This window comes from Pedobacter sp. Leaf216, from assembly GCF_001421515.1.
Lineage (GTDB): Bacteria > Bacteroidota > Bacteroidia > Sphingobacteriales > Sphingobacteriaceae > Pedobacter.
Window position 1 is genome coordinate 431,068 of record NZ_LMKM01000012.1, and the last position, 24,288, is coordinate 455,355.

A 24,288-nucleotide genomic window follows, 5' to 3' on the forward strand; every position below is an offset into this window, starting at 1 on the left:
TTAAATGGAAAACGGTGCCCGCATTACAGGATTAATTAATCTGTTTGCTGCCTCATCATCGATGAACTCTTGTTTTACAGGGTCAAATTTTAATGATCTCCCCAAGCGCAGAGCGGCCAAACCAATATTTACAATGTTACATGAGCGGTGTCCGTTCTCTTCATTCAGCGCAAATTTCTTTCTGGTTCTAACCGATTCGGAAAATTCTACAATCTCCGGGTCGGGATCAGGAAATTGTGCCAGTTTACGCTCGAGATCAGGAATATCAGATTTAAAGCCGGGATACAATTTACCTTTTGGGCCTTCTATATAAGGTACATTGGTATCTTTACCTTCACCATCCAAAATAATCTGGCAGCCATCGGCGTAGGTATAAGTTATCCGCCGCCAAATGCCAACAGCATCGGTATGTTGCTGTGGTGCATCAACCTCTACTGAAATGGGGTTGGTATCGTCTTTCCCTAAAAAATATTGAATCGGATCGATATAATGCTGCCCCATATCGCTCAGCCCACCACCATCATAATCCCAATAACCCCTAAAAGTTTGGTGTACACGGTGTGCATTGTAAGGTTTATATGGCGCAGGCCCCAGCCATGCATTATAATCCAGTTCTGGTGGTACTGCCTGAGGTTCCAAATGATCTTTCCCTACCCAGTAAAATTTCCAGTCGTAGCCAGTATGCTTGCTAACGGTTACCTTTAAAGGCCAGCCGAGCATTCCGCTATCCACCAGCTTTTTAATGGGTTTGACAGTTGTACCCATCCCGTAAAAAGTATCTTTAAACCTAAACCAGGTGTTTAACCTAAACATCCTGCCGTTTTGTTTCACTGCTTCTACCACCCTTTTTCCTTCACCAATGGTATGTGTCATTGGTTTTTCGCACCAGATATCTTTCCCTGAATTTGCAGCATCTACTGCCATTATCCCGTGCCAATGCGGCGGGGTAGCAATGTGTACAATATCCACTTCTGGTAACTGTATCAGTTCTCTATAATCACTAAATGTTTTTACACCTTTATCCAGCATTCCTGCGGCTTGTTTAAGGTGATTTTGATCAACATCGCAAATGGCCACTACTTGTGTACCTTCGTATTCGAAATGCCCGCGGCCCATGCCCCCAACGCCAATTACGGCTTTGGTTAATTTATCGCTTGGGGCCAGGTAGCCCTGTCCGCCCATAACATAACGCGGTACAATGGTAAAAGTAGCCAGTCCGATTGCCGATTTCTTGATAAAATCGCGCCTGGAATTTTGATTTTTTTGTGGTTCTTCTTTAGTTTTCATCTTGGTTATCTGTGTAGTAGAAACAGGGTATGCCGTGGTTAGTCGGCATATTAAGGCTTATCTATACTTTAATGTTAGCAAGAAATTATTGTAAAGACAAAACATCACTAATTTCTTTACGCATTAAAAAAACTTTAATAAATTTTTAATAGAAGTTATCTATATTTATCAAAATAGTATCATTAACCTCATGAATCTTAATCTATTAAATCATTTAATATCAGACCGGAACGATAGGCAATCGGTTTATAAACTTAAACTCATTAAACATCTTTTTAATTTAGGGGCATCATCAGTTTCTGTCTTGTGTGAAGTGATGGATATGAGCACGCCGAGTTTATTAAAGCTCTTACTTGCTTTGATGGATGAGGGTTTGGTTGAAAAGAAAGGATATGGGTTATCAATTGGTGGGCGAAAACCTGATCTTTACCGTTTAAAGGATAAAAAAATATTGATCCTTTGTATTGATATTGAGTTATTTAATACTAAGATTAGTGTTATAGACAATAATTATAATTTTATTCTTGATGTTAAAACCATCCCGTTACCCATCTCTAAAAGCAGGACAGATTTTTTTGGCCTTTTGCATGATCATATTGAGGATATCTTATTGTCGGCAGCGATAGATCCTAAGCAATTGATTGGATGCAGCGTGGGCATGCCTGGTTTAATCGATGCAGAAAAAGGTGAAAACTATAGCTATTTCCTAAGTGATGGCGAAAATATTTCATTAACAGCAGCCTTTGAAAAAATATTAAACATACCTGTAGTAATACAGAATGATGTAAATGGATCATCGATGGCTGAATTTACACATGGAATGGCCAAAGGCCGGAGAAATGTGCTGGTATTGCTAATGGATTGGGGCGTAGGCCTCGGTATTATTTTAGATGGCAAGCTTAGGCAGGGTAACTGCGGCTTTTCGGGAGAATTAGGCCACATGCCTTTTGTTGAAAATGGTGCTTTGTGTTACTGCGGCAAACATGGTTGCCTTGAAACCGTTGCCTCCGGAAACGCATTATCTGAAATGGCCAGAGAAGGCATTTTATCGGGTAAAAATTCAATGTTAAGTAACCTCTCTAACGAAGAACTGGAAAGGATTGAACCTGCACTGATTATTAAAGCGGCAAATAAAGGCGATCAATACGCCATACAATTACTCTCCAATGTTGGTACACACATGGGTAAGGGAATTGCAGTACTTATTCAGCTGTTTAACCCTGAACTAATTGTTTTGAGCGGCAAAATAGCCGGTGCAAAGCAATACATTACGCTCCCTATGCAACAGGCTATTAATACGTATTGCATGACGCAGATTAGAGAAAAAACAACAATCGTATCATCCGAACTCGGCGAAGACTCCAGATTATTGGGCTACGCAGCAAGTGGAATTGATCAATTTTTGGATGCTTTTATAAAAAATACAAAAAAGTTGAAGAAGGCAAGTGCTTAATTGGCTCAAACTACCCTAAACTTGTCTGTTATTGATACCTAATTTTCTTTTAGCTTATTTAGATTTGTAAAGCAAACACTTAACAATAATGGAAACCTATACAAAAGCAGCCTTCGAAAAGGTTAATGGCATTAATATGTATTATGAAGTTTATGGCGAAGGTGATATTCCGCTGGTTTTGATTCATGGTGGCGGTTCTACCATCCAATCTTCATTTGGCAGACTGATTCCTTTTTTGGCAAAAACAGGAAAAGTTATTGCCGTTGAACTCCAGGCGCACGGGCGTACGAGCGACCGCGATCAGGAAGAATCTTTCGAACAGGATGCGAAGGATGTAGCCACTTTATTAAATCAGTTAAATATAACCAAGGCCAATTTTTTGGGTTTTAGCAACGGCGGAACAACGACTTTGCATATTGCAGCACACCATCCGGCTATAGTGAATAAAATCATTGTGATTTCGGCGAATTATCAACGTGAAGGTTTAATTGATGGCTTTTATAATGGTTTTGGAGATGCCACGATCAACCATATGCCAGAGCCACTTAAAACTGCTTTTTTAGCGGTAAACCCTAATCAAAACGCATTGCAGACCATGTTTGAAAAAGACAAACAGCGTATGCTGGATTTTGTTGACCTGAGCGATGATGACTTAAAGGGAATTACAGCCGATACACTTTTAATGGTGGCGGATAAGGATGTAATTAAACCCGAACATGTGGTTAAAATGTCGAGGTTGATTGCAAATGCCCAACTGGTTATTTTACCTGGGGTACATGGCACCATGATTGGCGAAAACCTTAACCCCGAGGTAAGCGATAAAACAATTGAGATTACAGCACACTTAATAGAAACGTTTTTGAACCAACAGGCAGTTTAAAACCCTTATTTAAAAATTACCTTCGCTTGATTTAGCATTGAATATCTTTGCCAGATGGAACACCTATTGGATAATCCAATTTATTATGCCTTAACATCCGGCCATAGCCACCTTGCAAAAGGAATTGATGAGGTAAAATATTATAAGGAAGACATTACGGCATTTGCCGGCTTAAAAAATAATTCGCAAGAGAATCTAAACACCCTTTATCAAATCAGCCCTGCGGAAAGCTTGTTTGTATTTTTCTCGAAAACGCCAGTCGAAATACCTACGCAATGGAAATTGTTAACGCACATCAATATGCTGCAATTTGTTTTTAGTGGGAAAGGTATCTCTACAACAAAAGCAACAGGAATTACAGACCTTAATGCAGAACATGTTACTGAAATGATCGACCTGGTAGAACTGACCAAACCCGGGCCTTTTCTGTCAAAAACCATCGAACTCAGCAATTACACAGGTATATTCGTTGATGGGAAATTGGCTGCCATGGCCGGACATCGGTTCCATCCCAGCCCGTATCGTGAAATAAGTGCAGTTTGCACCCACCCCAATCATTTGGGCAAAGGTTACGCTTTTAAGGTTTTGCAAGAACAGATTAAAAGAATAGTGCAGCGTTCGGAAATACCTTTTCTACATGTTAGAAATGACAATCAAGGTGCCATTAAGCTTTATCAGAAACTCGGTTTCGAAATCAGAACTGATATGATTGCTTATGTGATAAAGAAAGAATTATAAGCAAACAAGAGAATGTTTCTAAATAGAAAACTGATCAGAAATTGCGGTTAATATGCGTTAGTTTTGCGGTAAACAAACATATACATGTCTAAAACAAAACTTACCATTAACAATAACGGCTCTGTTAAAATAGAGGGCGATTTCGAAATTGTAGATAGAAACGGAAATACTTATGGCTTACAAGGTAGAGAAATAGTATCAATCTGCCGTTGTGGTTTATCTAAAAACAAACCTTTTTGCGATGGCGCACACAATGGCCATTTCGAGCATGAAGCGATTGCATTCGATCTTCCTCCAAAAAAAGTATAATTGAAGATATTCTTTTTAAAAAGGTTGTATCATAAAGGCGATTTCACCTTAATGCCATCATTTTAATGAACTATCCCTAATAATGATACAACCTTTTTTATTTTTTAAAAGCATAATAAATTAAATACTTATTCTGGAAGGGGCCATGCCGTAAGCTTTCTTAAAGGCGAATGAAAAGTGCGACAAATCTTTAAAACCAACCTCAAGATACACATCTGAAGATTTCCAGCCCTTTTGTGTAATAAGGTAATAAGCATCATTTAACCTTTTTTTCTGCAACCACCGATTGGGCGAAAGATTAAAAATCTTTTCAAAATCTCTTTTAAAAGTAGCCAAACTTCTGCCTGTTAAATAGGCAAAACGGTTAATATCAACATTAAACTTGTAATTGGCATTCATATAGGCTTCCAGATCGATTTTTCCCGGCTCAGAAAAATCAAAAAGCACATCCTTTAATACAGGGTTCGTCTGCAATAAAATCATCACCACTTCTTTAACCTTTAGGTTGATTAAAGCCTGATTAAATCCATTTTTACCATCGAGGTATGGCCATAAAGAATCAATATAATTTTTCAGCAAACTATGGGCTTCCAGTGCCAATCCTTTTAAGTCGTGATTGGGTTTTTGCATGTGCAAATCGTATTCATTGCTAATGCTATGCAAAATTTCCTGATCTATATTGATACTGATCGACTTAAACTCTCCACCTGGAGGTGGGTATTTGGTATACCTCGCCAATTGATTGCGACGAAAAAAGCGGAAGTCTCCATCTGAAAACACAAATTTTTCTCCCCCGATAAAAATCTCAGAAGTACCCGCAATAACCAAACCCACAGAATGATTGGGGATAAACTGTTCGCCTTCGCTGCTCTTCTGCGCATAACAGGAGTATAAAATATCCGGGCGTTTTTCTGGGTTTGGCATCTTAATCAAATTTATAGTTTTATGGCGAGATTTGTCATTCCCGTTTAAAAGGAATCTTAATACGTAATTATTTTTTAGTAAAAGATTTACCTAAATCAGTATCCAAAAAATTCTCGGCTTCATCATGGTCTGTAGATAAACTAACTTCCATCCATTTTTCCATTTCAGCCGTTCTTGCAGCATCTGCATGCTTAAGCATTCCAATGGCTTCGCTTCCTAATACCAAATGAATTGGTGGTTCAGGGTTTTCAACCAAACTAATCATTGCTTTGGCAGCTTTCTCCGGATCGCCCATGGGCACAAAATTACCACTTTGGAAAAAATCAGCACGTTTTTCAACCGTAGATTCATATCCCTCAACATGGGCTGCATAGGTCATCGAAGCACCGGCCCAATCTGTGCGGAAACCGCCAGGCTCTACACTGGTTACATATATCCCCAAATCAACTACTTCTTTAGCCAGGGCTTCGCTAAAGCCACTCAATCCAAACTTTGCCGCCTGGTAAACACTAACGCCGGCATTACCAACCCGCCCTCCAATAGAGCTAACCTGAAGAATTCTACCCGAACGTTGTTTGCGCATAAATGGCAATACAGCCCTTGTAATTTCAATCGGTGCATATAAATTGGTTTCTAACTGACTGCGCACCTGCTCTTCGGTAAAAGCTTCGGCGGCACCCACAATACCAAAACCCGCATTGTTAACCAAAACATCTATTTTACCAAAACGGGCCACAGCAGATTCTACTGCCAAATGTACTTGATCATAATCGGTCACCTCCAAAGTAATTGGAAAAATCTGATCAGGATATTCCTTCACAAAATCATTTAAAGCAGCTGTATTTCTGGCGGTTGCAGCAACTAAATCGCCTTTTGCCAATACTTGTGCTGTTAGGTCACGTCCCAACCCGCGGGAGCTACCTGTGATAAACCAAACTTTTTTCATTTTTCTATTTATTTAATGAATCAAAGGTAGCGGGAATGATGAGTATGAGCTTTGCTAAGCGGCTCAATTTACTTTGTTAAAAAGCTCATCTTAGTTTATCAGAACTTTTAGTTAGCGTTATATGTTACTACTCAATAAATATATCTGTTATGGCGAAAGAAAAGAAAAAGGGTAAAAAGAAGAAAGACAAAAGAAAAGGGAAGAAAAAGAACAAGTTAGGTGTTAAAAACTCCCTTGTTAACAACATCAATGCCCGTAAGAAAAAAGGGAAGTCAAGGTCGAAAAAGAAATCTAAAATCAGTAAAAAAGCTTATAAAAAAATGAAGAAGGGGTGGAAGAAATAAAGATTCCACCCACTATTCATTTAAGCTTAAAACAATCTTACAGTTTTACTTAGTTTTTGGCAAAACATGATTTTCTTTCGCCCAGGCCTGCCATTTGGAGCTTAGCTCTTTTACCTTATCAGGGTGTTGAGCGGCTACATCATTCAACTCCGTCTGATCATTTTTTATGTTGTAAAGGTGCCAGGTAGAATCACCAGAAAGATTGACCATTTTCCAGTCACCTGAACGTACAAAACTGGCATTAAAATGTTCGTTAAATAGCATTTCGTGCCCGCTGGTAGCTTTTCCTTTTAAGGCAGGCACCAAACTCAAACCCTGCATCGGTTTAATTAAATTACCATGATAGCTGTGTGGGTATTTTGCATTTGCAAGTTCCACAAAAGTGGTCATAAAATCCATTACATGCCCTACCTGGTTGGTATAACTGCCTTTTTTTGCTGTTAAGCCTTTCGGCCAAAAAGCAACCATGGGCGTATGTACCCCACCCTCATATGATTGCGCTTTTGCCAGTTGATACGGTGTGTTTGCTACATTTGCCCAGATTGGCCCTATTGAAGTATAACTTGTTTGTGTACCCGGCATTACCTTTTTATAAATTGGATAGGCAATTTTTTCACCTGCCCTGGTTTCACTTGGCCTGTCAAAACCCGGCCCATAACGCATTGCATCCTCAGGACTTGCACCATTATCACTCAAAAATATAATTAATGTATTATCCAGTTGCTTGGTTTCTTTTAAGGTTTTAATAATCCTGCCAATGCCCTGGTCCAACCGATCAATCATGGCGGCATGTACGGCCATGGCCATCTCATCAAAGGCCTTGGTTGGATTATCTTCCCAACGTACGGTAGATTGACGCGGAGACATCGGGGCTGTTTTAGGATCGATCAAACCCATGGCCACCATACGTTTATACCTTGCCTCGCGGATAGCATCCCAACCTACTTTGTAAGTATCTTTATATTTTGCAATATCCTCTGGCTTTGCCTGTAATGGCCAATGTGGTGCATTTTCGGCTACATATAAGAAAAATGGTTTATCGCCTTTGCCAAAATCACGGATGTAAGCAACAGCAGTATCGTTTATGGCATCTGTATGGTAATAATCTTTAGGCACATTTTTTATGGGTGTGGTTCCACTTACCAGGCTAAAAGGATCAAAAAAATCGACCACTCCCCAAAGTGTACCAAAGAATTTTTCGAAACCCCGGCTTGTTGGGTATTGATCAATCGGAGAAAATAAAGGGAAAGAGGTTTTATGGTTCAACCAATCCAACTGTGCCTGAGGTGTTGGCTGCTCAATTGTATTTGATACATGCCATTTGCCCGACATTGCTGTTCTGTAACCTGCATCTTTTAAAACCTCGGCTAATGTTACGCTATTTTTGGTTATGGCCCCGCGATAACCTTCAACACCCCTATCAGTAGTCATTTCACCAATTCCTGCATTGTGGTTGTAAAGGCCGGTTAGCAATGCCGCCCGCGTAGGGCAACAGCGTGAAGTATTATAAAAATTTTTAAACCGCACACCCTGACTTGCCAGGTAATCTATATTAGGCGTTTTAATTTCTCCTCCATAACAGCCAATATCAGAAAAACCCAAATCATCAGCCAGAATAACAATGATATTAGGTCGCTTATCAACAGCTTTTTTAGGCTTTGGCTTATCAATAAAAGCAGTTAAAACGGTTATTGCAGCAATAAAAAAAAGTGTTGAATATTTGGTCGGTTAGTGCATAATAATCCAAATTAAAATAAAAAAACGGAAGTTCTTATTTCATCAGTTATTTTGTTGCAAATGCAGCTAAATCGATTTAAAGCTCAAGTTTTCCTAGTGCAACCTATCGATTATTGTTGCTCCGTTTTGGATTTGTGGTAGGTGAAGTAAGATAGCAACAATACAATCATAAAGACAACCGGACCAATGCGGTTACTGATGGGATCGCCAGAAGCACTGTGTGCTATAAAGGCAGATATAAACGTAAATGCAAAACCCGCATACGCCCATTCTTTCCATTGCCCTTTTACGGGAATCAACAACACAAGGGCTCCTAAAATTTTAGCAATGGCCAGTTCAACCCTAAAGTAATCGGGAAAGCCGAGGTGATGAAAAGCTTGTTTAATGGCATAGTTTGTAAGGTAAGAATATGCAGAGAAAGTCATCATTAATGCAACTAAGGCTGTTGATATCCAATAAACAATTTTGATTGTTTTTATTTTCACTGTATTTTTTTTTATGCAAACTTATGTATTTTTGCTATCCAAAAGATACTAGTATCCCAAAGGATAGTGCTATCCTTTATGAAAGCGTTTAACTTTGTACCATGGGACCAAGAAAAGAACATCGCAATAAAGAAACCTGTATGGCAAGCTTAAATGCAGTTAAAGACGCACTTTACGTATTAAATGGCAAATGGAAACTTCCATTAATTATCTCCTTACAGGAAGGCCCTAGGCGCTTTAACGAAATTCAGAAATCGCTTGGTGAAATCACACCAAAAATATTATCGAAAGAACTAAAAGACCTCGAATTGAATGAATTTGTAGTGCGCAAAGTATTTTCTACAACACCGGTAACCGTAACCTATGAGCTTACGCCATATAGCGAATCGTTGGATAAAGTAATTGACGAGTTACGGGAATGGGGATTAAAGCACCGTGAAAGGTTGGTTAAAAATAGAAAACTGAGCCTAATGCAGCAGCAATGAGTGCTTAATTACTACTCTATATCAAACTGAAAAACTGCGATATTGCCCTAAAAAAGCAAAAAACGGATAATGATAAAATTCGGCTATCTTTGTACAAATTAAAATCAATGGCGGTATTACATAAAAAAGAAGAAAAAATTCAGGCAGTGCTGGGTAGGTTGCCTAAAAAATATACAGACGAACAATTTGTAGAGATGTTTATTAAACTTTATTCTAAAGATTGGGGCAAAATTAAATCAGCTTACATTAAGCAATCTCAGGATAAAGAACGAGGATCAATCATCAATATGCCTAAACCCGAGGTGTATTTACGCCAGGTTTTAGCCAATTACCTGCAACAAGAGCATGCTCCAAAAGCTGTTGAGGTTAAAAAAGAGGAAATTATTGAACCGCCCGTTGTTGAAACTCCAGTTGCCGAAGTTAAAAAAGCAAAAACACCTGCTAAGAAAAAAGAAACTGTAGCTGAAGAAGCACCTGTTGAAGTTAAAAAAACAAAAGCACCTGCAAAAAAGAAAACAGAAACCGCAGCAGAACCTGTTGCTGAAGTGAAAAAAGCGAAAGCACCAGCCAAGAAAAAAGCTGAGGTGGCAGAAGAAACTCCAGCAGTTGAAAAGAAAGCAAAAGCAGCACCGAAAAAAACAGCAGCAAAAAAATAAATATTTTACATCGTATATAATAAATCGCCTGTTTGGTTGTTTATGTATATGAGAGCGTTAATTTAGATGACGGGGATAGGTCGGTATGATTTATCCCCGTTCTTTTTTGAGCAATTTTTCGAAATAAATTTCCAGAATTTACTGCTTACCAAAAGCTTACAAAATTTTTAGAAAAAAAAATAAATTCAAGATAATAAATTGCCTTTTTGGTTGTTTATATATACGAGAGCGTTAATTTAGATGACGGGGATAGGTCGGTATGATTTATCCCCGTTCTTTTTTGTCCAATAAACCAGAAACAAAACCTTGAAAAATTTTCATTTGTTCAACCTAAAAAAATAAAAATATTTTCACTTCGAGATAATAAATCTTCCTTTTGGTGGTTTATATATTCGAGAGCGTTAATTTAGATGACGGGGATAGGTCGGTATGATTTATCCCCGTTCTTTTTTTCAGTTTTTATTTTATTTCTTTCTTATATCACGCTTTCTGATACGCTGCTAAAAACAGGTGAAATCCTTTCGTTTTACACACCATTGTAAACTTTGACCTTTTAATTGGCATATCGGGAAAAGTCGATATACATTTGTGCCATGGATCAGGTAGAGATATTTAAAGCCCTTTCAAACAAAACCCGTTTACAAATTTTAGGCTGGCTAAAAGAACCAGAGCTAAATTTTCCTGAACAGCAAAATGCCGATTTTGAAAACGTTGGTGTATGTGTTGGTCAGATTCAGCTGAAAAGTGGCTTGTCTCAAAGTACCATCTCCGAATATCTTTCTATCCTGCAACGTGCAGATCTTATCAGTTCTACCCGGGTAGGCCAATGGACATACTACAAACGCAACAAGGAAGGTTTAGAAAAATTAAGTGAAATCATCAATACCGCATTATAAATTTAAAAAAATATGAACACAGATAGTTTATTCAGGCCGTTTAGCCTTAAAACATTAAATATTAAAAATAGAATCGTAATGGCTCCGATGACGCGGTCGTTTTCTCCTAACGGAGTACCAACACCTGAAGTTGCAGCGTATTATGCAAAGAGAGCAGCTGGCGAAGTGGGGTTAATCTTATCAGAAGGAACCGTAATTAACCGCCCGTCTTCATCTGCAGACCCCAACATTCCTCATTTTTATGGTGCTGAAGCACTTGCAGGTTGGGAAAATGTAATTAAAGGCGTTCACCAGGCTGGTGGCCAAATGGGTCCACAGATCTGGCATCAGGGTGTAATGGAAAATCATGCCTCAGGATGGTTGCCAAGTACACCTTTTGAAGGTCCGTCTGGCTTAAACAAACCAGGTTTCGAAAACGGCGTACCGATGACAGATGCTGCTATTGCAGATACCATTGCTGCATTTGGGCAGGCCGCTGCAGATGCCAAAGCTTTAGGTTTTGATACTGTAGAAATTCATGGTGCGCATCAATACCTGATTGATCAATTTTTTTGGGATGGAACAAACAACCGTACCGACATTTATGGTGGCAAAACTTTAGCAGAACGTACCCGCTTTGGCGTTGAAGTGATTAAAGAAGTACGTAAAAGAGTTGGCGAAGATTTCGCATTAATTATCCGTTTATCTCAATTTAAACCCGCAGCTTACGATTTTAAACTGGCTAAAGATGAGCAGGAAATGGAACAATGGTTAACTCCTTTAGCTGATGCAGGGATTGATATCTTCCACTGTTCTCAACGCCGTTTCTGGGAGCCTGAGTTTGAAGGTTCTGACTTAAACTTTGCAGGTTGGGCTAAAAAAGTAACCGGAAAAGCAACCATTTCAGTAGGTTCTGTAGGTTTGGATGGCGATTTCTTTGGTGCTTTCGCAGGTCAAAGTTCACAGCCAAGCTCTTTAGATGAATTGGTACGCAGAATGGACCGCGGTGATTTTGATTTGGTAGCCGTTGGCCGTCCGCTTTTAGCCGATCCAAACTGGGTAGAAAAAATTAAACACAACCGTACAGAAGAATTAAAAGGATTTACCAAAGAAGCTTTAATGGAATTGGTTTAGAACCATATTTTTTCTTTTTAAACTTAGAAAAGCATCTCGAAAGGGATGCTTTTTTGATAAGCCTTCGTCCTTTCGATCCGATAGCTATCTGATAAAGCGTAACGAAATGGAGAAATGTGCCCGTGCTGGCAGGTGAAACATTATGCTGAGTTTAGAAATAATATTTATACCATGGAAGCACAGAGGAAACGGAAATTTACTTAATAATTTGAAAAGCAATAGCTGCAATACTTCGGCTGCTTCAGCCCCGCCCCTTTGCTTAATCCCGACTGAAAATTAGGAATAACGCTGTCGGTCGGGTTTATTTTACCTCTAACAGTAGCAATGCCGTGCCACCTAAACCCGATCAAAGCGGAATGCCAATTTCCTTCAATCCAAATCCCGCCCTTTTTCCTTAAATTCACCTCTTTAAAATTAACCATCACATGTCGAACATTAAACTTATTATTGAAGAAAGACCCGCAAATATTGGCAATTTTATGGTTGGCAGACTGCTTCCTTTCAGAGAAAAAAGGATGGTTGGACCATTTTCATTTATCGACCATATGGGACCAGCGGCAATGAGTGATCATGAAAATCTTGATGTTCCGCCACATCCGCACATTGGATTATCTACTTTAACTTTTCTATTTGAAGGTGAAATTACCCATAAAGACAGTTTAGGATCGGATATTGTGATTAAACCTGGTCAGGTAAACTGGATGACTTCTGGTAGTGGCATTGTACACTCTGAAAGAACGCCTGAATATTTACGCCATACCGATAAAATGCTCCATGGCCTACAGATTTGGGTAGCCTTACCTAAAGATTTAGAACAAATGGATCCTGAGTTCTGCCATGTTGAAGGTGCCGATATTCCGACCTGGACGCAAGATGGTGTTGAAATTAAATTAATCGCTGGTGAAGCTTTCGGTCATAAATCGCCAGTTCCGGTATACAGCCCATTATATTTTTTAGAGTTAAAAAGCACCACAAAACAAAAGGTAAGCATTGGCGATCACCTCTTTGGCGAAAGCGCACTTTATATTTTAGAAGGAGCAATTGAAAGTGATGGCAATATTTTCGAACCACGCCTGATTCTGATCGCAAACGACGCTAAACTTTGTGAGTTTACCATGCACGAAAACACCACAGTTTACATTTTCGGAGGTGAACCATTCCCTGAAGAACGTTTTATTTATTGGAATTTTGTAGCATCAGATAAGGATCTGATCGAGAATGCAAAGCAGAAATGGCTAAATCAAAGCTTTAAGCCTGTACCTGGTGAAACAGATTTTGTACCCCTACCCGATCCAATCAGAAACATTAAACATTAATTCCTGTTAAACAAATTCATATTTACTGAAACCGCTACACCAGTCGACATTAATTTAGAGTTCCCATAACCAATATCGGTTAATGGAATTTTCATAAAGGGTTTTGCACTGATGCTTAAGTTATTATTTATTTTACGTTGAAATTCTACACCAACATTGGCTATACCTAAATAATGCTGGTTACGCCCTTTTACTTCAAAACCTTGTGGGCCCTCATAGCCACCGGTGTATGAATAGCTATATTTCTCTTTTAACATGATATAACTCGAAAGCCCGGTACTTACCGAAATTGCATTTCTGTTATTCCCAAAAACCTTATAGTTTACATTTAAAGGAATATCAATCACATCGCAATTGGCGTGGATGTTTGAGGGTGCTACAGTAAAAAGATAACTGGTATTCGGCCTGTACAAACTAAAATCAGAATCGTAAATTTTCTTGGCATAAGCGGCTCCCGTGGTTATACTTAGTTTCTTGGTCAAAATATAGGTAGCTTCTACACCAAAACCACCACTTAAGCTACTTTGCCCCGATTTTTGAACACTGGTTAAATCTGGAGCGGCTAAAATACTAAGCACAAATCTTGATTTTTGTTTTACCAGCGATGGTTTAATCCGCTCAGGCCTACCTATTGCAACACTAGAACTTAATTTTTGATCTCTAAATTCAACAGGATCAGTTTTAGTGCTTAAGTTTGGATTATAAGTCACATCAGCCAAAATACGGGATTGATCAACCACAGTTTCATTTACTTTCCGCACGGTTTCCCTTTCGTAAGCGGCGGTTACGCCTGTAGCAACTGTTTTTTTACCTGCATTCTTCGCTACTGCTGATGCTGAATCTGTAGTCGCTCCGCCATCATTAACGCTTTCAGGCACTTTAGTTACACTTTCCGGGTTATTTTTTAATTGATTATTATTTTGATCACTCTTGTTGGTTTTTACCACTGCTTTAACATCGGCTTTATCAGCCCCTGGCTTAACCAGTAAAAACACCACAAGTAACATAGCAGCTATCCCCGCCACGGCGGTAAGCCAGATTAGCGGTACAATACGCCTTTTTGGTGTTGGATGCAATCTTTCCTCCAGATCATCCCAATCTAAATCATTAAAAGGTAGATCGGGGTTTTCCAATCCGTCTTTAAATAATTTATCTATATCTTTTCCATCTTTCATTGCATGTTTGTATTTAACCTAACCTCTAAAAGGTTTCTATCTACTCCCGAACTCCTTACCTGGTAAGTTTTCGCTTCTGTAGCTTTTAACATTTCCTGTAATTTTTGCCTCGCCTTAAACAGGTTCGACTTTGATGTGCCCACCGATATTCCGAGCATTTCGGCAATTTCCTCATGCGCATAGCCATCTATAGCAAAAAGATTAAAAACCGTTCGGTAGGCGGGAGTTAATTTTTGAACCAGTGCCAATAAATCGTGGTAAGCCAGTTTATCGTACACAGAATTTGTTTGGGCAATATTTTCGTGATCCTGAATATCAACATGATCGGCAAATTTTAAATTGGTACGATAATAATCGATCGCCGTATTGGTAATGATCCTGCCAAGCCATGGTAAAAAAGCTTTGGAAGTTTCATATTTGGCAATATTTTTAAAGGCTTTAAAAAAACCATCATTCAGTATCCCTGCGGCATCCAACCTATCATTTGCATAGCGTAAACAAATACCCATAGCAAAGCTGTAGAAATGTTTGTATAGTGCTTTCTGACTATCCCTTTCATTTCTAATGCATCCCTGAATATACTTTTGTATAATATCTTCTCTATCGCGGTCAGCGCTCACAAGGTCTCCTTTCAACACATATTACGGTAAGAAATTACAAATGGTTGCCTCAAAATATATTTTTTTGATAATAATTTTCTTTTGTTCGTTTTGGTTAAAATTCTTTTTTCTGCAAGCAACCATTTACAACCTGGCGGCGTAATAGCGGCATATCATTTTAATAAAGTTAAAATTTAAAACAAAAATCTTATGCTAATCTACTTAAAAAAAAATCTATTGGTTATGCTTTGTATAGCCATGGTATTTACTGCCTGTAAGAAAAACAGTTCAGACGATCCAACAAATCCACCTGCTGCTAACAATAATAAAGGGATACAACTGGCAGCTGATGCGAAGTTTGGATCGGTACTAACAGATAAGGATGGCAAAACTTTATACTTTTTCTCATCTGATGCAGCTGGTACACCAACCTGCGTTAATGGTTGCGAAACAATATGGCCGCTTTATTATTCTGCAGATGCCAGTACAGATTTAAACTTAAACAAAGCCGAAGTTGGCGAAGTTACCCGTGCCGATGGCCGTAAACAAAGTACTTATCGCGGTTATCCACTTTATTATTACTCGGGTGATGCCTCAAAAGGCGAAATTAAAGGAGATGGTGTTGGCGGAATCTGGTTTGTAGCCAAGCCTGATTATTCTTTGATGCTGGCCAATGCACAATTAACATCTAAAAATATTAATTACACCAGCACATATGCTGTTGGAGATGGCAAAACCATTTACTTAACGGATAACAAAGGCCGCACCTTATATGCTTTTGCTAATGATAAAAATGGTGTAAATAATTATACTAAAGGAACCACGCAAGAAGGTATCTGGCCAGTTTATGAGTCTGAAATCCTTAACGTTCCTTCTGTAATATCTAAAACTGATATCGGGGTCATTACCGTTGCTACAGTGAATAAAAAGCAATTAACCTTTAAAGGGTGGCCTTTATATTACTATGTTCCTGATGTAAACAGAGGTGATAACCAAGGCTTCAATGTAAAGCCACCAACTGCAGCAGTTGGTTCAGTTTGGCCGGTATTACAGCTTAATTCTACTGTTGCTCCGGCACCATAAAATTCTTTGGGTAAGGCGGGTTGGAATGGTCGGCTGTTGTTTTCACAGCCGGCCTTTTTATACTTCTAATAAGGCTTGTTTAATTTTCTCAGCTGCCTCAGCCAATTCTTCGTCGCTTGGCTTTAGTTTTTCTTTACTAAAGTTCATATCGCTAACATTATTCATTGGTATTAAATGAATATGTGCATGTGGCACTTCCAATCCAATTACCGAAACACCTACTTTTTTACAAGGGAAAGCTATCTTAACTCCTTTGGCTACAATTTTGGCAAACATCCAAAGACCTACATATAAATCTTCGTCCATATCGAAAATGTAGTCGGTTTCTATTTTTGGAATTACCAGAACATGGCCCGCTGTTAAAGGCTGAACATCCAAAAAAGCTAAATATTCTACAGTTTCAGCTACAACATGTGCAGGGATTTCGCCTGCAACGATTTTTGAAAAGATAGTCATTTGAGGGTTATGGTTTAGGGTGTAAGGGCTGGGCGGTTAGCGTTAAGTGTTTGGCGGCAAGCGATTAGTAAAACGCTCATCGCCAAACGCTATCCGCTTATCTCGATATTTCGAGTACTTCGAACTGCATTTTACCTGCAGGCACTTCAATTTCGGCAAATTCGCCTACTGATTTACCCAATAAACCTTGCGCTATCGGCGATTTAACAGAAATTTTTCCTGTTTTTAAATCAGCTTCTGTTTCGGCTACCAACTGATAAGTCATCGTGGCACCGTTTTTAACATTTTTTATCTTTACGATAGATAAGGCAAGCACTTTCGACAGATCAAGTTTCGATTCGTCAATTAAACGGGCATTGGCTAACGTATTTTTTAATTTTGAAATTTTTGCTTCATGCAAACCCTGCGCCTCTTTGGCTGCATCGTATTCTGCATTCTCCGATAAATCACCTTTATCCCTCGCTTCTGCAATTGCTTTAGATATTAGCTGACGACCGGTGGTTGTTAAATAATGAACTTCCTCTTTTAATTTATCTAACCCCTCTTGGGTGTAGTATGTTACCTCTGTCATTGCTCTATTAATTTTTATTCAAACGCTATAAAAAACAAACAAGACTATATAGTTGGTTTGCTACATAGTCTTGCTTCAATTATAACGAAGATAAATTGTGGAAATTACAAAAGCAAATAAATACTCATGATTTTTATGATTTAAGGTTTTATATGCCTTATAATGGGATGATTAGGAACAGATACCACAGAGTACGCAACTTAAGATTTAGCCACTGAAAACGTAACATTCGATCATATACGCATTCAAAATTCAATCATTAGTTTTAATTTAGCTAAAATTATTCTTAAAAAATGAAAAAGATATTGTCTATTGCCCTACTGATCTGTTTGGGTGGGTATACTGTTTCTGCCCAAGAACTTTATATGCCGCGCAACATTAAGGCTGCATATGCCAAGGGTACCCGTTCAATGAGCGGAAAACCTGGCCCCAATTATTGGCAAAACCATGGTAAATACAACATGGCTATTAAAGTAGATGCCAACACGAAGGTGGTTAGCGGTACCGAAGAAATTTTATACAGCAACAACAGTACAGATACTTTAAAAACACTCGCCATCCGCTTTGTAAACAATTTACACAAACCAACTTCTCCAAGAGGCGGCGCAGTGAGCGAAGATTTTTTGAGCACCGGTTTAAATATTACTGCTTTTTCGGTAGATGGCGAAACTTATCAGGTTGATAGTAAAAGCTGGGGAACAGTAGGCAATGTAAGATTAAAAAAACCTTTGTTGCCTAAATCGAAAATAACAGTAAAAATCGACTGGGATTATCCATTATCAAAAGAAAGTGGTAGAGAAGGGCAAATTGATCCAAATTCGTTCTTCGTGGCATATAGTTATCCTCGTGTTTCGGTATTTGATGATTATAATGGCTGGGACCGCATTCCGCATACGGATAGAGCCGAGTTTTATAACGACTTTAACGATTACGAATTCTCCATTAAAGCACCTAAAAACTATGTGGTTTATGCCACAGGCGATTTCCTGAATCCTGATGAGGTTTTACAACCTGAAATTTCTGCCCGTTTAAAAAAATCGTACAATGGGGATGAGTTCATCCACATTGCTACCGAACAAGAAATGAAAGATGGGAAAGTAACCCAGCAAAAAGACTGGAACACCTGGAAATTTGCAGTAAACCACATTACCGATGTTACCTTCGCCTTAAGCAACCACTATGTATGGGATGGTGCAAGTGTAGTTGTAGATAAAAAAACCAGTCGCAGAGCAAGTGCACAAGCTGCATATAACCCAACCACAGGTAAAGATTTTGTAAACTCGGTTAAGTATAACTTGAATGCTTTAGATTGGTTTTCTAACAATTGGCCAGGTATCCCTTATCCTTATGTAAAAACAATTGCTTTCCAGGGTTTTGCAGATATGGAATATCCGATGATGGTAAATGATTCGCAATTTGGAGATCCGGTTTTTGCTCAATTGGTTCAAGACCATGAGGTGGCACATACTTATTTTCCATTTTATATGGGCATTAACGAAACCCGTTACGCTTACATGGATGAGGGTTGGGCTACCACATTTGAATATTTAATTGGTATTGCAGAACATGGAAAGGAAGCAGCAGATAAGTTTTATAAAAACTTTAGGGTAAACCAATATATTAATGATAAATCTGCAGAAGAAGATCAACCTGTAATTTCGATGTCTGATCAGGTATCGGGTGCAGGTTACGGAAATAACTCTTATGGAAAAGCTTCGCTATCGTATTTAGCACTAAAAGATATGCTTGGTAATGATTTATTTAAAAAAGCATTGCATAACTATATGAGTAACTGGAACGGCAAACACCCAATTCCATGGGATTATTTTAACTCAATGAATGCGGGTTCTGGACAAAACTTAAACTGGTTTTTTCAAAACTGGTTCTTCAGCAACAATTATCTCGATTTAGCCATTACTAAAGTTACCGCTGCAAAAGGTAAATCTACGTTAACAGTTAAAAATACAGGTGGGTTTGTCATTCCTTTTGATGTGGTGGTTACTTATACAGATGGAAAAGTAGATACCATCCATAAAACCCCGGCAGTTTGGAAAGCAAATCAGAAAGAAGTTGTGGTAACAGTGAATAGTGCTAAAAAAGTAAAATCGATCAGTTTGGATAACGGCATTTATATGGATGCCACACCAGCAGATAATGTTTGGTTAGCTAAATAGTTTTCAGTTGGCAATTTTCAGTTGGTGGTCCGATACGGCTACCAACTGAAAACTGTTAACTAATAGTCCTCGTTTGTAACGAGGATTATCAAGATTCGCATTTGTAATGCGACATAAACAAATTAATGGCGATAAAATCGCCTATCTCCTACATCCTCGTTACAAGTGAGGACGATATATCAACTGAAAGCTGTTAACCGTTTTCTGCTTTACAAGTTGGTTCATGTTTTACCGGAAAATTTAGCGAATTAGCAATAAAACACATTTTATTTGCTTCATGGTGAAGCGATGTTGCAAGTTCGTAATGTGCTTTATCTGCAATTAAAACCTGTGGATGTAGTGTAACTTCTTTAAACTTACCACTACCATCCGCACCTTCTTCCATTGTACCTGTGGCTTCATCTTTATAATCGATAACTACAATCTCGTTTTTTGAGCATAAATGTAAATACCAAAGCATATGGCAACTTGAAATGGAGGCCAGCAACAAATCTTCGGGGTTATATTTAGATTTATCACCCAAAAATGCAGAATCTGATGAACCGGAGATATCGGCTTTACCCTTTACCGAAATTACATAATCGCGATCGTACGAACGGTAATCCATTGTACCCGAGCCTTTATTGCCCGTCCAGGTAACAGTAGTAGAATATAAATGATCTTTCGGCATGATAAAATTGGTTAGATTGTATAGCCAATTTAAGAAAATAAAATTGAGATTTCCTTGTTTTTTCGCGTACTTTCAGACAAAACATTAACCTTTTTATCACTAAGGTGGCTTAAGTGGTAAATATTAATTTGAAAAGCAGGGTTTGGTGGTGCTCCGGTTCCGAAAGCCCTGCTATCTCTCCAAGTCCTCGCTGCGCTGTGGGCTTTCCGCTCTATCAGGTTTAGTTAACAAAGGGTTTCGAAGTCCCCAAATACACCTTGAAGCTTTAAAAACCTGCGAGGTCTTGATCAGCTAAAACTAAGCCCCTTTAATTTCTCAGCTAAAACTTCCGAGATCTTACGGTACGAATCAAAAGTCCAGCCACCCACATGTGGGGTTAAAATTACCTTTTCGTTATTCTTTAATTCATCATACCATGACTTTTCACCTAAGGCGGGGAATTTTTCTGTCTGTAAAACATCTAGTCCTGCCCCTAATATCTTTCCTGTTTTTATGGCATTCAATACTGCTGCTGTGTTTACAATTTCGCCCCTTGCGGTATTGATAAAGAAAATAGGCTTTTTAAAATGGAAGAAATATTCATCATCAACCATTTGTTTGGTTTCGGCTGTTAACGGAATATGCAGACTCAGCACATCGCTGTGTTTCACAATTTCTTCCATGCTCACCTCGCGGGCAAAAGCATCAGAAAAACCAGTTTTATATTTATCATAAGCCATTACATCTACTTCGAAGCCAGCGAGCTTTTTCGCAAAACTTTGTCCCATAAAACCATAACCGATGAAGCCAACTTTTTTGCCTTTCAATTCGTAGCCACGGTTTCCTTCCCGGTCCCAAATGCCATTCCTGATTTCGATATCCGCCCTGCGGAAGTTGTTCATCAACGATAATAGTAATCCTGTGGCATGTTCGCCAACCGCATCACAATTGCCTTCGGGGGCATTTATTAAGGCTATATTCTTTTCAAAAGCAATTTTATCATCAATATTATCCAGGCCCGCACCTGCCCTTGCCACAAACTTTAAATTTGGTGCAGCAGCAAAAATTTCGGCATCAATCCTAAATTTTGTCCTTACGGCAATCCCAGTATAATCTTTTATTCTATCTAATGTTTGTTGTCGGGTAATCTGTGGTTCATCGTCTACCTGGTATCCCATGGCAGTGGCCTGCTCTTTAAATGCAGGGTGCAGATCATCAACAATCAATATCCTTTTCATCATAAACAAAAGTAACATTTTGCAAATTGATCAATTGTAATATTCCTCATTGTTTTATCAAAACGAAACCTACTGATTTGTTAAAGTATTAACAGCACGTTACCACAAAAATATTACTATAAAATGGCTGTAATAAAATAGTTACGGCTCATTAATTAAACTTAGTTGCCGTTACTTTGTCTCCCTTTATAAAAACACACGAAATTTTATTTTTTAATGAGACTTATACATTCAAGAACAATACAGATTACCCTCTTACTTTTGAGCTTAACATTTAGCCTTTTTGCCCAAACAGGTGGAAAAGCAAAAATTACCGGAATACTTAAAGATGCAAAAACACAGGAAACCATTCCATTTGCTACGGCCGTTTTAATAGATAAGGCCACTGCTAAAAATGCTAAAATTGTACAAACAGATGTAAACGGTGCATTTGTGATGGCCGATATCCCTACAGGAAATTTTACTTTTAAGATAAGTTTTGTGGGTTACCAAACGATGGTGAGGGATAACATAGCCATTACTGCGGCAACAGGCACATTAAACTTTGGTGAGATCAAAATGAACCCAGCTAAAGGAAATGTATTAAGCGAAATTACTGTAACTGGCCAAAAACAGGGGATGCAGATGGGAATTGATAAAAAGATTTTCGCTGTAGATCAAAGCGTAATCAGTGAGGGTGGCTCGGCAGGAGATTTATTGCAGAACGTACCTTCAGTTTCTACTGATATGGATGGTAACGTAAGTTTACGTGGTTCTACTGGCGTAAAAGTATTAATTGATGGGAAACCCTCGTTAATTGCAGGCGGTAACGTTGCGCAGATTCTTCAATCTATCCCGGCAAGCTCTATTGAAAGTGTTGAGGTAATAACAAATCCATCAGCTAAGTACGATGCTGAAGGTCAATCAGGCATCATTAACATTGTGTTGAAGAAAAACACAAAACTTGGCTTTAACGGTTCAGTTGCGTTAACTGCTGGTAACCGCGATAATTACAATGCAAATACCAATTTAAGTTTCCAAAACAGTAAAGTAAATATTTATGGAAATTATGGCTACCGTTACGGCAACCGAGTTGGTGGCGGTTTTCAGGATATTTATTACAAATCGGATTCTTTAAGAACAAGATTTGCCAACCAGAACACGGTTTCCAAATCATTGGATAAAGGCCATAATGCCAAAGCGGGTATCGATTATTACCTTACGCCTAAAAGTGTAATCAGTTTATCAGGAGGTTTTAACTCAAGAGAAAATGACCGTAATGAGCAGCTCAACATCAGGCAATTGGATAAAAACCAGTCGCCGGTTTTATTAAGCAACAGAACCAATAGCACCGATGGTTTCGGAGATAGTTATGATGCCAATTTAGATTATGTACAAAAATTTAAAAAACCTAAAGAAGAACTTACATTCAACTTCGGCTATTCATACGGCACAAACAATAGCAACCAGTATTACAGTACCAATACCATTAACCGCAACGGTGTGCCCATTGATGAAACTTTAAGTTTACAACGCGTATTCAATACCGGCAACAATACCAACTATAACATACAAACAGATTACGCTCTGCCTGTTGGTAAAGCTGGTAAAATTGAAGTGGGTTACCGCAGCCAGATCCGTTTAGGAGAAAATGATCAGTATGCGGATTCGATCCCTACAAACACAAATATTTACATCAGTAACAATAAATTAATTAATGGATTCGATAGTAAAGATCAGGTGCATGCACTTTATTTCAACTACCAGAACCAGATTAAAGATTTTGGATACCAAATAGGGTTAAGGGGCGAAGATGCACGTTTAGATACCCATTTAGAAGGTTATACCGGCAATGTATTAACCGCTGCAGAAGGAAACATCCACTACAAAAGAATTTACCCAAGCGTTTTCTTAACACAGAAATTAAAAGGAGATAATCAGCTGCAATTGAGTTATACCCGTCGTGTAAACCGTCCACGCCCATGGGATACCAATCCGTTTTTAGATGTTTCAGATCCTTTAAATTATAGAGGTGGTAACCCGAATTTATTGCCGGAAGATGTACACTCTTTCGAGTTGGGGTATAGCAAATACTGGAAAAAAGTAACCTTAACATCGAGTTTGTATTTCCGCCAAACCAATGATGTGATTCAACGCGTAAGAAGTACACCTGTTAATGGAATTATCACCTCAACCCCTCAAAACTTAACCAATCAGATTAATAGTGGTTTAGAATTAATCGGCCGTTTCGACTTAATTAAAGCTTTAAACTTTACAACCAACGTTAACCTTTACCAGGCGAAATTTGCGGGAGATGCCAGGTTTGATATCCCATCGAGCAGTGGCTTTAGCTGGAATGCCAACCTAACTGGAAATTTAACCGTAGTTAAAAATCTATCATTACAAGTGCGTGGCGATTACCGTGCACCAGAAGTAATGGCACAGGGTAAACGTAATGCCATGTATGGAATTGATGGTGGAGCCAAATATGATTTCCCAAACAAAAAAGCATCTCTAAGCTTCAATGTGCGTGATGTGTTTAACACCAGAAGATGGAGCATGACCACTGAAGATAGAGCAACAATTGTTGATTTCGAACGCCAGTTTCAAGGAACAATGGGCAACCTAACCTTCTCTTACCGCTTCGGAAAAACCACTTTTACAGGTACAAATAAAAAGAAGAAAGAAGAGCAGGACAACCGTCCTGATGAAGGATCGTTTTAATAACTTAAGGTGCTTAGAAATTTTTAAGCACCTTTTTTTTTACTAAATTTTATTCAATACAATTCCTTCCT

The 24,288-nt window shown here is 38.6% G+C and carries 24 protein-coding genes; 13 read left to right on the forward strand and 11 right to left on the reverse strand.

Annotation, left to right across the window (positions count from 1 at the left end; genetic code table 11):
- Positions 1-1,287: a Gfo/Idh/MocA family oxidoreductase gene (locus ASE74_RS11695; RefSeq protein ID WP_055908918.1), complete on the reverse strand. Its 1,287-nt coding sequence runs from the start codon at positions 1,285-1,287 to the stop codon at positions 1-3.
- A gap of 190 nt (positions 1,288-1,477) precedes the next feature.
- On the opposite strand from ASE74_RS11695, the gene ASE74_RS11700 reads away from it, so the two are divergent.
- The 4 genes from ASE74_RS11700 to ASE74_RS11715 all read left to right on the forward strand — a co-directional run bounded on the left by ASE74_RS11700 (position 1,478) and on the right by ASE74_RS11715 (position 4,667).
- Positions 1,478-2,740, forward strand: a complete 1,263-nt coding sequence (locus ASE74_RS11700; RefSeq protein WP_055908921.1) for an ROK family protein — start codon at positions 1,478-1,480, stop codon at positions 2,738-2,740.
- Positions 2,741-2,828: 88 nt separating this feature from the next.
- Positions 2,829-3,620, forward strand: coding sequence for an alpha/beta fold hydrolase (locus tag ASE74_RS11705; RefSeq protein ID WP_055908924.1), 792 nt, complete (start codon positions 2,829-2,831; stop codon positions 3,618-3,620).
- A 54-nt stretch (positions 3,621-3,674) separates the two neighbouring features.
- Complete coding sequence (locus ASE74_RS11710; protein ID WP_055908927.1) at positions 3,675-4,358, forward strand: GNAT family N-acetyltransferase; 684 nt, start codon at positions 3,675-3,677, stop codon at positions 4,356-4,358.
- A gap of 84 nt (positions 4,359-4,442) precedes the next feature.
- Positions 4,443-4,667, forward strand: a complete 225-nt coding sequence (locus ASE74_RS11715; protein WP_055908930.1) for a CDGSH iron-sulfur domain-containing protein — start codon at positions 4,443-4,445, stop codon at positions 4,665-4,667.
- A gap of 120 nt (positions 4,668-4,787) precedes the next feature.
- On the opposite strand, the gene ASE74_RS11720 is transcribed toward ASE74_RS11715, so the two are convergent.
- Complete coding sequence (locus ASE74_RS11720; protein ID WP_055908933.1) at positions 4,788-5,591, reverse strand: AraC family transcriptional regulator; 804 nt, start codon at positions 5,589-5,591, stop codon at positions 4,788-4,790.
- Between the two features lie 67 nt (positions 5,592-5,658).
- A complete protein-coding gene (locus ASE74_RS11725) occupies positions 5,659-6,537 on the reverse strand; it encodes an oxidoreductase (protein ID WP_055908936.1) in 879 nt (292 codons plus the stop codon).
- 149 nt (positions 6,538-6,686) lie between these two features.
- Between ASE74_RS11725 and ASE74_RS11730 the strand changes: the two genes are divergently transcribed.
- Positions 6,687-6,881, forward strand: a complete 195-nt coding sequence (locus ASE74_RS11730; protein WP_055908939.1) for a hypothetical protein — start codon at positions 6,687-6,689, stop codon at positions 6,879-6,881.
- Between the two features lie 45 nt (positions 6,882-6,926).
- Here ASE74_RS11730 and ASE74_RS11735 read toward each other — a convergent pair whose 3' ends face one another.
- Positions 6,927-8,582: an arylsulfatase gene (locus ASE74_RS11735; RefSeq protein WP_055908942.1), complete on the reverse strand. Its 1,656-nt coding sequence runs from the start codon at positions 8,580-8,582 to the stop codon at positions 6,927-6,929.
- Between the two features lie 146 nt (positions 8,583-8,728).
- Entirely contained in the window at positions 8,729-9,103 is a 375-nt protein-coding gene (locus ASE74_RS11740) for a DoxX family protein (protein ID WP_157255406.1), read from the reverse strand.
- A gap of 101 nt (positions 9,104-9,204) precedes the next feature.
- Here ASE74_RS11740 and ASE74_RS11745 point away from each other — a divergent pair, with 101 nt between their 5' ends.
- The 5 genes from ASE74_RS11745 to ASE74_RS11770 all read left to right on the forward strand — a co-directional run bounded on the left by ASE74_RS11745 (position 9,205) and on the right by ASE74_RS11770 (position 13,569).
- Positions 9,205-9,588 carry a helix-turn-helix domain-containing protein gene (locus tag ASE74_RS11745; protein ID WP_055908945.1) on the forward strand — a complete coding sequence of 128 codons (384 nt, stop codon included), beginning with the start codon at positions 9,205-9,207 and terminating at the stop codon, positions 9,586-9,588.
- A gap of 107 nt (positions 9,589-9,695) precedes the next feature.
- Positions 9,696-10,244 (forward strand): hypothetical protein, encoded by a 549-nt coding sequence (locus ASE74_RS25005; RefSeq protein WP_200912300.1) that lies wholly within the window; start codon positions 9,696-9,698, stop codon positions 10,242-10,244.
- 593 nt (positions 10,245-10,837) lie between these two features.
- A complete protein-coding gene (locus ASE74_RS11755) occupies positions 10,838-11,140 on the forward strand; it encodes a helix-turn-helix transcriptional regulator (RefSeq protein WP_055908947.1) in 303 nt (100 codons plus the stop codon).
- 12 nt (positions 11,141-11,152) lie between these two features.
- Entirely contained in the window at positions 11,153-12,253 is a 1,101-nt protein-coding gene (locus tag ASE74_RS11760; protein ID WP_055908950.1) for an NADH:flavin oxidoreductase, read from the forward strand.
- A gap of 425 nt (positions 12,254-12,678) precedes the next feature.
- Positions 12,679-13,569, forward strand: coding sequence for a pirin family protein (locus ASE74_RS11770; protein ID WP_055908957.1), 891 nt, complete (start codon positions 12,679-12,681; stop codon positions 13,567-13,569).
- Here the strand turns inward: ASE74_RS11770 and ASE74_RS11775 are convergent.
- Both ASE74_RS11775 and ASE74_RS11780 read right to left on the reverse strand, forming a co-directional pair.
- Positions 13,566-14,744: a hypothetical protein gene (locus ASE74_RS11775; RefSeq protein WP_055908959.1), complete on the reverse strand. Its 1,179-nt coding sequence runs from the start codon at positions 14,742-14,744 to the stop codon at positions 13,566-13,568. The two genes, ASE74_RS11770 and ASE74_RS11775, sit on opposite strands and share 4 nt — an antisense overlap.
- A complete protein-coding gene (locus tag ASE74_RS11780) occupies positions 14,741-15,379 on the reverse strand; it encodes an RNA polymerase sigma factor (protein ID WP_235526069.1) in 639 nt (212 codons plus the stop codon). Before ASE74_RS11780 ends, ASE74_RS11775 begins: the two co-directional genes overlap by 4 nt.
- Before the next feature lie 174 nt (positions 15,380-15,553).
- On the opposite strand from ASE74_RS11780, the gene ASE74_RS11785 reads away from it, so the two are divergent.
- Positions 15,554-16,426: a hypothetical protein gene (locus ASE74_RS11785; protein WP_082458747.1), complete on the forward strand. Its 873-nt coding sequence runs from the start codon at positions 15,554-15,556 to the stop codon at positions 16,424-16,426.
- A gap of 57 nt (positions 16,427-16,483) precedes the next feature.
- Here the strand turns inward: ASE74_RS11785 and ASE74_RS11790 are convergent, their stop codons facing one another.
- Positions 16,484-16,882 carry an HIT family protein gene (locus tag ASE74_RS11790; protein ID WP_055908964.1) on the reverse strand — a complete coding sequence of 133 codons (399 nt, stop codon included), beginning with the start codon at positions 16,880-16,882 and terminating at the stop codon, positions 16,484-16,486.
- Positions 16,883-16,979: 97 nt separating this feature from the next.
- Positions 16,980-17,453, reverse strand: a complete 474-nt coding sequence (gene greA / locus ASE74_RS11795; protein ID WP_029276724.1) for a transcription elongation factor GreA — start codon at positions 17,451-17,453, stop codon at positions 16,980-16,982.
- Positions 17,454-17,746: 293 nt separating this feature from the next.
- Here greA and ASE74_RS11800 point away from each other — a divergent pair, with 293 nt between their 5' ends.
- Positions 17,747-19,627 carry a M1 family metallopeptidase gene (locus ASE74_RS11800; RefSeq protein WP_055908968.1) on the forward strand — a complete coding sequence of 627 codons (1,881 nt, stop codon included), beginning with the start codon at positions 17,747-17,749 and terminating at the stop codon, positions 19,625-19,627.
- 193 nt (positions 19,628-19,820) lie between these two features.
- Here ASE74_RS11800 and ASE74_RS11805 read toward each other — a convergent pair whose 3' ends face one another.
- Together ASE74_RS11805 and ASE74_RS11810 are read right to left on the reverse strand one after the other, a co-directional pair.
- A complete protein-coding gene (locus tag ASE74_RS11805) occupies positions 19,821-20,297 on the reverse strand; it encodes an OsmC family protein (RefSeq protein WP_055908970.1) in 477 nt (158 codons plus the stop codon).
- 287 nt (positions 20,298-20,584) lie between these two features.
- Complete coding sequence (locus ASE74_RS11810; protein WP_082458748.1) at positions 20,585-21,514, reverse strand: NAD(P)-dependent oxidoreductase; 930 nt, start codon at positions 21,512-21,514, stop codon at positions 20,585-20,587.
- Positions 21,515-21,730: 216 nt separating this feature from the next.
- Here ASE74_RS11810 and ASE74_RS11815 point away from each other — a divergent pair, with 216 nt between their 5' ends.
- On the forward strand, positions 21,731-24,217 hold the full coding sequence (locus ASE74_RS11815) for a TonB-dependent receptor domain-containing protein (protein WP_055908973.1): 2,487 nt from the start codon (positions 21,731-21,733) through the stop codon (positions 24,215-24,217).
- The last annotated feature ends 71 nt before the right edge of the window (positions 24,218-24,288 follow it).

Coding starts and splice junctions, on each gene's coding strand:
- ASE74_RS11725 (WP_055908936.1), bottom strand. CDS start 6,537: ATGAAAAAAGTTTGGTTTATCACAGGTAGCTCCCGCGGGTTGGGACGT.
- ASE74_RS11720 (WP_055908933.1), bottom strand. CDS start 5,591: ATGCCAAACCCAGAAAAACGCCCGGATATTTTATACTCCTGTTATGCG.
- ASE74_RS11730 (WP_055908939.1), top strand. CDS start 6,687: ATGGCGAAAGAAAAGAAAAAGGGTAAAAAGAAGAAAGACAAAAGAAAA.
- ASE74_RS11775 (WP_055908959.1), bottom strand. CDS start 14,744: ATGAAAGATGGAAAAGATATAGATAAATTATTTAAAGACGGATTGGAA.
- ASE74_RS11810 (WP_082458748.1), bottom strand. CDS start 21,514: ATGAAAAGGATATTGATTGTTGATGATCTGCACCCTGCATTTAAAGAG.
- ASE74_RS11755 (WP_055908947.1), top strand. CDS start 10,838: ATGGATCAGGTAGAGATATTTAAAGCCCTTTCAAACAAAACCCGTTTA.
- ASE74_RS11805 (WP_055908970.1), bottom strand. CDS start 20,297: ATGCCGAAAGATCATTTATATTCTACTACTGTTACCTGGACGGGCAAT.
- ASE74_RS11785 (WP_082458747.1), top strand. CDS start 15,554: ATGCTAATCTACTTAAAAAAAAATCTATTGGTTATGCTTTGTATAGCC.
- ASE74_RS11745 (WP_055908945.1), top strand. CDS start 9,205: ATGGGACCAAGAAAAGAACATCGCAATAAAGAAACCTGTATGGCAAGC.
- ASE74_RS25005 (WP_200912300.1), top strand. CDS start 9,696: ATGGCGGTATTACATAAAAAAGAAGAAAAAATTCAGGCAGTGCTGGGT.
- ASE74_RS11815 (WP_055908973.1), top strand. CDS start 21,731: ATGAGACTTATACATTCAAGAACAATACAGATTACCCTCTTACTTTTG.
- ASE74_RS11700 (WP_055908921.1), top strand. CDS start 1,478: ATGAATCTTAATCTATTAAATCATTTAATATCAGACCGGAACGATAGG.
- ASE74_RS11760 (WP_055908950.1), top strand. CDS start 11,153: ATGAACACAGATAGTTTATTCAGGCCGTTTAGCCTTAAAACATTAAAT.
- ASE74_RS11695 (WP_055908918.1), bottom strand. CDS start 1,287: ATGAAAACTAAAGAAGAACCACAAAAAAATCAAAATTCCAGGCGCGAT.
- ASE74_RS11770 (WP_055908957.1), top strand. CDS start 12,679: ATGTCGAACATTAAACTTATTATTGAAGAAAGACCCGCAAATATTGGC.
- ASE74_RS11800 (WP_055908968.1), top strand. CDS start 17,747: ATGAAAAAGATATTGTCTATTGCCCTACTGATCTGTTTGGGTGGGTAT.
- greA (WP_029276724.1), bottom strand. CDS start 17,453: ATGACAGAGGTAACATACTACACCCAAGAGGGGTTAGATAAATTAAAA.
- ASE74_RS11710 (WP_055908927.1), top strand. CDS start 3,675: ATGGAACACCTATTGGATAATCCAATTTATTATGCCTTAACATCCGGC.
- ASE74_RS11790 (WP_055908964.1), bottom strand. CDS start 16,882: ATGACTATCTTTTCAAAAATCGTTGCAGGCGAAATCCCTGCACATGTT.
- ASE74_RS11705 (WP_055908924.1), top strand. CDS start 2,829: ATGGAAACCTATACAAAAGCAGCCTTCGAAAAGGTTAATGGCATTAAT.
- ASE74_RS11715 (WP_055908930.1), top strand. CDS start 4,443: ATGTCTAAAACAAAACTTACCATTAACAATAACGGCTCTGTTAAAATA.